The sequence below is a fragment of the Allofournierella sp. genome (genome assembly GCF_017889395.1).
Taxonomy (GTDB): Bacteria; Bacillota; Clostridia; order Oscillospirales; family Ruminococcaceae; genus Allofournierella.
The window spans coordinates 1-10794 of record NZ_JAGHKE010000087.1 but is presented as its reverse complement, the minus strand read 5'-3'; the positions used below and the strand labels follow the sequence as shown (position 1 = coordinate 10794).

The window sequence follows — 10794 nt, the reverse complement described above, 5'->3', positions numbered from 1 at the left end:
TTGGCCAGCGCGTCGGCGATCTGCTGCTCCAGCTGGGCCTCGGCGGCCTGCAGCTCCTCCTTGCGCATCTCGTACTCCGCCTCGTAGGCGATCTGCTCGGCGGTGCCCGCGGAGATCTGGCTGTCCAGCTTCTGCACCTGAGCCTGGTATTCCTTGCGGGTCTCTTCCAGCTGCTGCTGGTTTTCGGCGGCGGTGGTGCGCTTGCCCTCCAGCTCGCTTGTCAGCTCCTCCAGAGCCTGCTTCTGGGTCTGCAGCTCGGTGAGCAGGCCGTCGGTGTAGCTGCTCAGCTGCTGCAGATTGGAGGAGAAGGTGAGCAGCTGATACAGGCTGTTGGCCTGCAGCAGCAGCGACACCCCGCCGGAATCGCCCAGCTTCTGCATGGCCTGCAGTTGGGCCTTGTATTCCTCCATGGTCTGGTCGTAGCTTTGCTGGGTGGCGGTGATCTGCTCCTCACACTGGGCGATCTGGTCCTGGATATCCGCCTGGGCATCGCTCAGGCTGTTGATCTGATTTAAAAGCATCTGGGCCTGCAGCTCGGCCTGGGCCTTGGCATCCATGTCGTCCTGCACATCCTGGGCAGCCTGCTGGGCCTGGTCCTGGGCCTGCTCCACCTTGTTCTGCAGGTCCTTGATATCCTCCTCGGTCACCTCGTCCTGGGCAAAGACCAGAGTGCCCGCCAGCATCACAGCGGCGGTGAAGGCTGCGCCCGCGCGCAGAAAACGGTGCTTGTTCATGTGAAAATCCCTCCTTACGGGTGGGTTAATAACGCGAAAATTACGTTATTATATCATTTTAATCATACACCGTCAAGGGGGAGTTTGTCTCGCACAAAACGTTGAAAAAACTGTGAAAAAAGCCCCCGGCCAAAGGCCGGGGGCAGAAAAACCGGGAAATTACTCGATGATGCTCTTGCCGGTCATCTCTTCCGGCTGAGCCAGGCCCATCAGCTTGAGCATGGTGGGAGCGATGTCGGCCAGAACGCCGCCCTCGCGCAGCTTCACATCGCCGGCGCCGGCCACCAGGAAGGGAACCGGGTTGGTGGTGTGAGCGGTGAAGGGAGCGCCGTCGGGCTCGCGCATCTGGTCGGCGTTGCCGTGGTCAGCAGTCAGCAGAACCTGACCACCGGCGGCCAGAACCGCGTCGATCACCTTGCCGGCGCAGGTGTCCACAGCCTCAACGGCCTTCACAGCGGCCTCGAAGATGCCGGTGTGGCCAACCATGTCGCAGTTGGCGAAGTTCAGGATGATCACATCGTACTTGCCGCTCTCGATGCGCTTGACGCACTCGTCGGCAACCTCGAAGGCGCTCATCTCGGGCTGCAGGTCGTAGGTGGCAACCTTGGGGCTGGCGATCAGGGCGCGATCCTCGCCCTCGAAGGGGGCTTCCACGCCGCCGTTGAAGAAGAAGGTCACGTGAGCGTACTTCTCGGTCTCGGCGATGCGCAGCTGGGTCTTGCCGCACTTGGCCAGGTACTCGCCCATCACGTTGGTCAGGCTCTGGGGCTTGAAGGCAACGTCCACGTTGGGCATGGTGGCGTCGTACTGGGTGAAGCAAACATAGTTCACGGCAAAACGGCCGTTCTTGCGCTCGAAGCCGTTGAACGCGTCGTCCACGAAGGTGCGAGTGATCTCACGGGCACGGTCGGGGCGGAAGTTGAAGAAGATCACGGTGTCGCCCTCGGATACGCGGCCGCCCTCGCAGGTCACGGCGGGTACCACGAACTCGTCGGTCACGCCCTCGGCGTAGCTGTTTGCCATCACCTCAGCGGGGGTGCCCTTCACGCCCTCGCCGTATACGAAGGCAGCGTAGGCTTTCTCCACGCGGTCCCAGCGGTTGTCGCGGTCCATGGCGTAGTAACGGCCGGAGATGGAAGCGATCTTGCCCACGCCCAGCTCGTCCAGCTTGGCCTGCAGCTCGTCGATGTAGCCCTTGCCGGAATCGGGGGGAACGTCACGGCCGTCCATGATGGCGTGCACGTAGATCTCCTTGGCGCCCATGTCCTTGGCCATGTCCAGCAGGCCGAACAGGTGCTGGATGTGGCTGTGAACGCCGCCGGCAGACAGCAGGCCCATCATGTGGATGGCCTTGCCGTTTTCGATGGCAGCCTTCATGGCGTTCACAATGGCCTCGTTGGAGCGGATGGAACCGTCCTGGATGGCCTTGGTGATGCGGGTCAGCTCCTGGTACACGATGCGACCGGCACCGATGTTGGTGTGGCCAACCTCGCTGTTGCCCATCTGGCCGTCGGGCAGGCCCACGTCCATGCCGGAGGCACCGATGGTGGTGTAGGGGCAGGTGGCGAACAGCTTGTCCAGGTTGGGGGTTTTGGCGGCGACGATGGCGTTGCCCTCGGTCTTGTTGGGCACCCAGCCGAAGCCGTCCAGAATGCAGAGCATCAGGGGTTTCTTAGACATAATGGATTACTCCTTATCAAAACTGTAAAAAACGCGCCGCCCCAAAGACGGCGCGTTATAACAAAAAGCTTACTTGCTGGCAGCAGCCACGATGGTGGCAAAGGCGTCGGCCTTCAGGGAAGCGCCGCCGATCAGGCCGCCATCAACATCAGGCTTGCCCAGCAGCTCTTCAGCGTTGCCGGCGTTCATGCTGCCGCCGTACTGAACGGTGGTAGCCTTGGCAACAGCCTCGCCGTACAGCTCGCCCAGCACCTTGCGGATGGCAGCGCAGACTTCCTGAGCCTGGTCGCTGGTGGCAGTCTTGCCGGTGCCGATGGCCCAAACGGGCTCGTAAGCGATGACCACATTGGCCATCTGCTCGGCACTCACGCCGTTCAGGGCGATCTTGGTCTGCATGCGGACCAGCTCCTCGGTCACGCCCTGCTCGCGCTGGGTCAGGTTCTCGCCCACGCATACCAGCACCTTCAGGCCGGCGTTCAGAGCAGCCAGGGTGCGCTTGTTCACGGTCTCGTCGGTCTCAGCGAAGTACTGACGGCGCTCGGAGTGGCCGGTGATCACGTACTCAACGCCCAGGTCGACCAGCATGTCGGCGCTGATCTCGCCGGTGAACGCGCCGCTCTTCTCGAAGTGCACGTTCTCGGCGCCCACATGAATGTTGGTGCCCTTGGTCTTCTCCACAGCGGTGACCAGGGTGGTGAAGGGGGTGCAGATCACGACCTCGCAGTCGGCATCCTTCACGGCGGGGATCAGAGCGTCGATCAGCTCAACAGCCTCGGTGGCGGTCTTGTTCATCTTCCAGTTACCGGCGATGATGGCCTTGCGGTTTGCTTTATCCATGATAAAATACCCTCACTTTATGAATTCTGTAACACACTGGAAAAGGCCCCAGCCGCCCGGCACAAGGGGGGGCGACTGAGGCTTTTTTTCAAAGGATCAGGCGTTCTGGATGCAGGCGATGCCGGGCAGCTCCTTGCCCTCCAGGTACTCCAGAGAAGCACCGCCGCCGGTGGAGATGTGGGTCATCTTGTCGGCGAAGCCCAGCTGCATTACGGCAGCAGCGCTGTCACCGCCGCCGATCACGGTGGTGGCGTCGGACTCGGCCATGGCCTTGGCAACGGCCAGGGTGCCGGCAGCCAGGGTGGGGTTCTCGAACACGCCCATGGGGCCGTTCCATACAACGGTCTTGCTGGCCTTCACGGCGTCAGCAAACAGCTTCTCGGTCTCGGGTCCGATGTCCAGGCCCATCATGCCGGCGGGCATAGCGTCGGCAGCAACCATCTGAACCTCGATGGGAGCGTCGATGGGATCGGGGAAGGAAGCGGCCACAGCGGTGTCAACAGGCAGCAGCAGCTTTACGCCCTTCTCCTCGGCCTTCTTCATCATGTCCTTGCAGTAGTCCAGCTTCTCGGTGTCCACCAGGCTGGTGCCAACCTCGTAGCCCTTGGCGGCCAGGAAGGTGTAGGCCATGCCGCCGCCGATGATCAGGGTGTCCACCTTCTCCAGCAGGTTGCTGATAACATTCAGCTTGTCGGCAACCTTGGCGCCGCCCAGGATGGCGGTGAAGGGACGAACGGGATCGTTCACGGCGTTGCCCAGGTAGCGGATCTCCTTCTCCATCAGGTAGCCAACAGCGGTGTCCTTGATGTAGTCGGTCACGCCGGCGGTGGAGCAGTGGGCGCGGTGAGCGGAGCCGAAGGCGTCGTTCACGTAGCAGTCAGCCAGGCTGGCCAGCTCTTCGCTGAACTCGGGCAGGTTCTTGGTCTCCTCCTTGCGGAAGCGGGTGTTCTGCAGCAGAACCACGTCGCCGTCGTTCATAGCGGCAACAGCGGCCTTGGCCTGCTCGCCCACAACGGTGTCGTCATTGGCGAACACAACGTTCTTGCCCAGCAGCTCGCCCAGACGCACGGCTACGGGAGCCAGGCTGAACTTCTCTTCGGGGCCGTTCTTGGGCTTGCCCAGATGGCTGCACAGGATCACCTTGCCGCCGTTCTCGATCAGCTTCTTGATGGTGGGCAGGGCGGCAACGATGCGGTTATCGTTGGTGATAACGCCCTCCTTCATGGGAACGTTGAAATCGCAGCGCACCAGAACGCGCTTGCCCTTAACGTCCAGTTCCTCAACGGTTTTTTTACCTAAGCCCATTGTTCTTTCTCCTCTCATTTTTGAAAGTATCCCAAAGGGAACGGCCGCTTGTGCGGGATGCACAAATGACCGCCTTGTCATACCTGCCTTTATTATAATCAAAACAGGCCGGATACGCAAGTTTTTTCTTGTTACTCTTTTAACGAAATACGCCCCCTTCCGGCCGCAAAATCTGGGCGGTATGCGCTTTTTTGCGTTTCGCAGGTAAAAAAACGGCAAAGAAATCGAAAGAGGAGGAAAAGCGGAACCAGGCAGGCAAAAAACCTGAAAAGAATTGGCAAAGCTGCTCCGAGCCCCGGCAAATGTGATACAATAAAAATATAAGGGCACCGGGGGTGTTCTGCCCGGGGTGCCCGGAACGCGGTTTCATCCGCCGCAAGGCGGCTTTTCTTCACAGCAAAGGAGGCAATGCGTATGCCGGGCCTTGTGACCCATTGTGTGTTCGGCGCCCGCACCCTGGCCCGTCTGCCGGACTGCGGGGCCAAGCGGGCCGCTCAGCGGCATTCCCGGGCCTTTTTCCTGGGGTGCCAGGGGCCGGACCTGTTTACTTATAACTTTTTGCGGCTGGCCTTTTCCAACCACCGGAACCTGGGGGCCTATCTGCACAACCACCGCATCAAGGCGCTGTTTCTGCAGATGTTCGCCTGCCTGCCCGAGTCAGGGCCCGAGCGGGAGGTCTGCCTTGCCTATCTGGCGGGGGCCTACTGCCACTATGTGTGCGACAGCGTGTGCCACACCTTTGTGTACGCCCGCACCGGCTACGACCCGGCCCACAAGAGCGCCCGCTACTACGGCCGCCACGCCGCGCTGGAAAGCGACATCGACGCCTGGTACATGGCCCAGTGCGGCTACAGCTACACCCGGCTGCGCCAGGAGCAGGTGTTCCGGCTGAATGAGGCGGAAAGCCAGCTGGTGAGCAAGTATCTGGCACGGGTTCTGCAGGGCACACTGGGCGATCTGTTCCCGGTGCGCTCGCCCTTCCGGCCGGCCTTCGTGCGCCGGGCCATGGTGATGGCCTCGCTGGAGTCCAGCCTGCTGCACGACCCGAATGCCCAGCGGCGGCAGATGGTGGAAAAATTTGAAAACAAGGTGATGAAGTTCCCGCTGCTGTCGGCCAAGTTCATCACCGACGGTCCCAGCAGCATGCCGGACCCCATGAATCTGGCCCATGCCCCCTGGCGGGACCCCTGGAAGCCCCAGCGCCTGTTCACCGACAGCTTTGACGAGCTGTTCTGCAAGGGGCTGCGGCTGGCGGTGTGGCTGCTGCCCCAGATGGACGACCCGGTGCGCTTTCTCGTGATGACCGGCGACACCAACTACCACGACGACCGGGTGCTGGCGGCGAACTTCCAGCGGCTGGAGCGGGCGGTGGCGGCCGGCCAGACCGAAGCGCCCAGCCCCGCCCCGGCGGCAAGCGGTGTGCGGTGAAGAATATTCGGATGCGAAAGGCCCTCTTTCCGGCTCGGAAAGAGGGCCTTTTTGTCGTTTTGGTCATGGGAAGATGAAGAATGAGCAAAAAATTTTGAAAAACCGATGAAAACCGAAAAAAAGCCCCCACAGAAGGCGACAAACGCTGTATAATATCTGCGCGGCTGCCCCGGAGGGGGGAGCGCCGCGAAACAGGAATAAAACAGAATGAAAAAATGAGAAAGAGGATTGCACCATGAAAAAGAAGATCCTTGTGGGAGTGGCCGTTCTGGTCGTGCTGGCCGCGGTGGTTCTCGCCGGCGTGCTGGTGGTCTCCAAGTATCTGGTGGGCGGCGAAAAGCGCACCCGGGACAAATGGGAGGTCGAGACCGGCACCTACACCTTCACCGACGACGAGATCAATGTGCAGATGTACCGCCAGCCGGTGGAGGCCAGCATCGAGGTGGCCCAGATTTTGCCCGGCGAGTACGAGCAGGAGGGCTTTACTTACTACAACGAAGAGGTGCAGCAGCGCCTGGCCCAGAGCCTGATGACCATGATGGCCGGGGGCGAGTTCACCATGGAGGCCCCGCTGGCGGTGCTGAATCCCTTCGGCACCGGGTCCAACGGCCTGTATCTGTATTTTAATACCGATACCAACTGCCAGATCCGCTATACCGTCACCACCGAGGACGAGAGCATCCCGGCCTACACCGCCACCGCCAACTCCGCCCAGGAATTCGGCAAGGTGCAGGAATTTCTGCTCATCGGCCTTGTGCCCGGGCTGGAAAATGAGGTGACGCTGGAGGCGGTGAACAGGCAGGGCGAGGTAAAGCAGAGCTTCCCCTTCACCATCCAGATGCCCGAGACCACCTCCGGCCACGCCAACCGGCTGGAGGCCACCGAGGGCGACAGCACCGCCGAGATGAGCGAGGGCCTGTTCTACGCCATGGGCCTGAGCGACTACTACGGCTACACCTTCTTCTTTGACAACAACGGCATCCTGCGCTACGAGATGCTGCTGGACGGCTACCACTCCGACCGCATCCTCAGCCTGGGCGACCAGATCCTGGCCTGCGTGGGCAGTAATAAAATCGCCCGCATCAGCCGCATCGGTCAGGTGCTGCAGGTGTATGACCTGGGCCGCTTCGAGCTGCATCACGACTTCAACTGGGGCCCGGACGGCGAGCTGGTGGCCCTGGCCACCAACACCGAGGGCGAGACCGTGGAGGACCAGCTGATCTCCATCAACATGGAGTCCGGCGAGGTGACCCTGCTGGTGGATTTCAGCGCCCTGATGAACAGTTATTTTGTGACCACCGAAAAGGTGGCGGCCAACAGCTCCTTCTTCTGGCAGGCCGGCCTGTGGGACTGGCTGCACCTGAACTCGGTGCAGTATCTGGCCGAGGAGGACGCGGTGGTGGTCAGCTCCCGTGAGACCTCCACCATCCTCAAGGTGAAGAACGTGCACGAGGAGCCCGCCATCGACTGGATGATCGGCGACGATGCCTTCTGGGAGGGCACCGAGTTTGCCCAGCACAGCCTGACCCAGCAGGGCGACTTCACCCCCCAGTACGGCCAGCATGACGTGACCGTGATCTACGATGACAGCCTGCCCGAGGGTCAGTACTATCTGCGCATGTTCGACAACAACTACTGGGCCAACAGCACCCGCACCGAATACACCCCCAGGCTGCCGGATTCGGTGGGTCAGGCCCTCACCGAGGACGAGAGCATCGTGAGCCACGTTTACTACTATCTGGTGGACGAGAACGCGGGTACCTTTAGCCTGGCCTGGTCCTTCGATGTGCCCTACTCCAGCGTGGTGTCCAACGCGCAGCTGCTGGAGGGCGGCAACTATGTGGTGAACAGCGGCGTGCCCCAGGTCTACGGCGAGTACGACGCGGAGGGCAACCTGATCCGCCAGTTCCAGTACCATAGCATGATGAACGGCTACCGGGTCATGAAGGACGATTTCGTGGGCTACTGGTTTCGTTAAAACAAAGGTTAAACGCAGAAAAAGAAACAGCGGCCCCGCGCCCGGAAAGCTTCCGGGCGCGGGGCCTTTTTTGCTGCGTCCGATTAAGGGGAAGGGAAGTGGCTGACAGGGCGAAAAAGAAGCTTGACCTAAGGTAAAAGCCGGGTAAAGAGCAGCGAAAAACTGGGTAAAAACCAGGCCGGGAGGCCCACAAGCGCCCCGGGACCTTGGTATGATGGGAAAAAACCGGAAAATGAGCGGCCCGGCCCCGGTTTTGCCGCCGCCCGTTTCGTATTCTGTAATACCACGCCCGGGGAAAGGAACGACCACCCTATGCAGACCGACCACGCCATTCTGGAGCAGGTGGCTCAGGCCAAAACCAGCCTGGAGCGCGCCGACGAACTGATCCGGCAATACCAGCCCTTCATCAAGGCCCAGGCCAGCCGGGCGCTGGGCCGCCTGTGCACCGAGCAGGACGACGCCTTCAGCATCGGGATGATCGCCTTTCACGAGGCCATCCGGGGCTACAGCCGGGTCCGGGGCAGCTTTTTGCAGTATGCGGCTCTGGTGATCCGCAGCCGGGTGCGGGACGAACAGCGCCGGGAGCGCCGCCACGCCCCCCACGCCCGGCTGGACCAGCCCGGGCCGGAGGAGGGCCAGACCCTGGGCGAGCGGCTGGCCGACCCGGAAAACCCGGTGGACGCCGCCGAGGGACGGCTGGCCACCCAGGCGGAGATCCGGGAGCTGACCGCGACCATGGCCGAATTCGGCATCGCTCTTTCGGATGTGGCCGAAAACTGCCCCCGCCAGCAGCGCACGCTGGAGGCCTGCAGGCAGGCGGTGCGCTACGCCCGGGAGCATCCCGAGCTGCTGGAGGAGCTGCTGCGCACCAGAAAGCTGCCCCTGACCCGGCTGTGCGAGGGCTCCGGCGCGGCCCGCAAAACGCTGGAACGGCACCGCAAATACATCACCGCCCTTCTTCTGATCCACACCAACGGCTACGAGATCATCCGGGGGCACATCTGCCAGATGCTGGCGCCGCAAGGAGGTGAACGCCCCGCATGAAATACCTTGTGATGGAGACAAGGCCCAGCTACGCCATCCTGCTGGACGAGGAGGGCCGCTTCGTGCGGGCGGCCAACCTTCACTATGAGCCGGGCCAGACGGTGGAGCACATCGTGCCCATGCGCACCCGCGCCCCCAAAAGCAAGGGGGTGCTGATCTGGCTGCCGGGTGTGCTGGCGGCCGCCTGCCTGGTGCTGATGGCAGCAGTGCTGCTGCGCGCGCCCATTACCCCCTATGCCTCGGTGTATCTGACCATCAACCCCCAGGTGCGCATCGATGTGGACCGGCAGAGCGTGGCCCGTGGGCTGGAGGGTGTGAACCCGGACGGTCAGGCTCTGGTGGAGGGCTACGACTGGAAGGGCAAGCATCTGGACCAGGTGACCGACGAGCTGATCGACCGGGCGGTGGACATGGGCTATTTGGCCCCCGGCGGGGCCATCACCATCGACCTGGAGGCGGAGGATGAGGACTGGACCCGCCAGACCAACCAGGCCCTGCAGACCCATCTGGAGGAATACCTGCAATACCAGAACCTGCGGGTCACGGTGCAGGTGGGCCAGAGCGTGAGCATCCCGGTGGCCCCTGCCGCCACCGCCGCGCCCACGGCAGCGCCCGCACCCACCGCCGCCCCGGCCCCGAACCCCAATGACTCCGGCTACGGGGATTCTGCTTACGGCACGGCCCCTGGCACTCCCGCCGCCGCGCCCCAGACCGGCGACTCGGGTTATGGCGAGGAGGGGGATTCCGGCTACGGCACAGCGCCCACCGCCGCCCCGGCTCCCGCGCCGGAAACCGGCGATTCCGGCTATGGAGATTCCGGCCAGGCAGCGGCGCCCACGGCGGCCCCTGCGCCTGCCGCCACCCCTGTGCCCGCCACCCCGGTTCCGCAGGGCGGCGACTCGGGCTACGATGCGCCCCAGCAGGGCGATTCCGGCTATGACCAGCCGGACCAGCCGGAGCAGGATTCCGGCTACGACGGGGACGATTGAAAAAGTTTTAAAAATTTTTTCGTTTCCGACCCCGGTTTTGCCCCCACGGGCTGCGTAATCTGTGTCAGAAGCCAGGAGAAAGGCTGAAGAAACCATAAAACAACAAATCACAGGAAAAAGGAGACGATGGTATGACCAGAAAGAAACTGACCGCACTGCTCGGCGCCGGGTTGGCGCTTTCCATGGCCGTGTGCCTGCTGGCCGGCTGCTCCAAGCCCGCCCAGAGCACCGCCACCGCCGCCGCGCCCGCGGCCCTGAGCCAGGGGGGCGTGATTTATCTGAAGGTGAACCCGGAGATCGCCGTGCGCTACGATGACAAGGGCATGGTCACCAGCCTGGAGGGCCGCAACCCGGACGGCAAGGAGATCCTGACCGGCTACACCGGCTACGAGGGCAAGGAGTGCAAGGCCGTGATCGGCGAGTTGGTGGCACGCATCAACGAGGCCGGCTACTTCGTGGAAGAGGTGGAGGGCGAGAACCGCCAGATCACCCTGGAGGTGGCCCGGGGCTCCAGCCTGCCCGCCGATGATTTCCTCAGCGACATCGTGGAGCAGGTGCAGACCTACACCGCCGCCCAGCAGCTGTCCAGCCCGGTGGAGGTGGACGGCGAGAGCAACTACGGCTGGACCGATTATGCCGACACCGACTACGGCCCGGACAACGACGGCGTGACCGACTACAACGACACCGATTACGGCCCGGACAATGACGGCGTGACCGATTATGCCGAGAGCGGCCGCTCCGGCGGCGCTGCCACCCCGGCCACTCCCGCCCCCGGCGCCACCGGTTACAACGACAC

The 10794-nt window shown here is 62.7% G+C and carries 8 protein-coding genes and 1 pseudogene; 5 read left to right on the top strand and 4 right to left on the bottom strand.

Annotated elements, in window-relative coordinates:
- The 4 genes from J7G73_RS10945 to pgk all read right to left on the bottom strand — a co-directional run.
- Positions 1-734 (bottom strand): hypothetical protein (locus J7G73_RS10945; RefSeq protein WP_291246275.1); only part of this gene is annotated, 734 nt, incomplete at its 3' end.
- A gap of 159 nt (positions 735-893) precedes the next feature.
- Positions 894-2414, bottom strand: coding sequence for a 2,3-bisphosphoglycerate-independent phosphoglycerate mutase (gene gpmI, locus J7G73_RS10940; RefSeq protein WP_291246274.1), 1521 nt, complete (start codon positions 2412-2414; stop codon positions 894-896).
- A gap of 69 nt (positions 2415-2483) precedes the next feature.
- Positions 2484-3251 (bottom strand): triose-phosphate isomerase, encoded by a 768-nt coding sequence (gene tpiA, locus J7G73_RS10935; RefSeq protein WP_087296359.1) that lies wholly within the window; start codon positions 3249-3251, stop codon positions 2484-2486.
- A gap of 96 nt (positions 3252-3347) precedes the next feature.
- The gene (pgk, locus tag J7G73_RS10930) at positions 3348-4556 is read right to left on the bottom strand and encodes a phosphoglycerate kinase (RefSeq protein ID WP_291246273.1); all 1209 of its coding nucleotides are present in this window, start codon (positions 4554-4556) and stop codon (positions 3348-3350) included.
- A 414-nt stretch (positions 4557-4970) separates the two neighbouring features.
- Between pgk and J7G73_RS10925 the strand changes: the two genes are divergently transcribed.
- From J7G73_RS10925 to J7G73_RS10905, 5 genes and pseudogenes are all read left to right on the top strand, one after another.
- A complete protein-coding gene (locus J7G73_RS10925) occupies positions 4971-5984 on the top strand; it encodes a zinc dependent phospholipase C family protein (RefSeq protein WP_158097606.1) in 1014 nt (337 codons plus the stop codon).
- A gap of 235 nt (positions 5985-6219) precedes the next feature.
- Positions 6220-7962 carry an aryl-sulfate sulfotransferase gene (locus J7G73_RS10920; protein WP_291246272.1) on the top strand — a complete coding sequence of 581 codons (1743 nt, stop codon included), beginning with the start codon at positions 6220-6222 and terminating at the stop codon, positions 7960-7962.
- A 312-nt stretch (positions 7963-8274) separates the two neighbouring features.
- Positions 8275-9006, top strand: a complete 732-nt coding sequence (locus J7G73_RS10915) for a sigma-70 family RNA polymerase sigma factor (RefSeq protein WP_291246271.1) — start codon at positions 8275-8277, stop codon at positions 9004-9006.
- A complete protein-coding gene (locus J7G73_RS10910) occupies positions 9003-9995 on the top strand; it encodes a hypothetical protein (RefSeq protein ID WP_291246270.1) in 993 nt (330 codons plus the stop codon). Before J7G73_RS10915 ends, J7G73_RS10910 begins: the two co-directional genes overlap by 4 nt.
- Before the next feature lie 131 nt (positions 9996-10126).
- Positions 10127-10794: pseudogene (locus J7G73_RS10905) on the top strand (hypothetical protein); the annotation flags it as partial.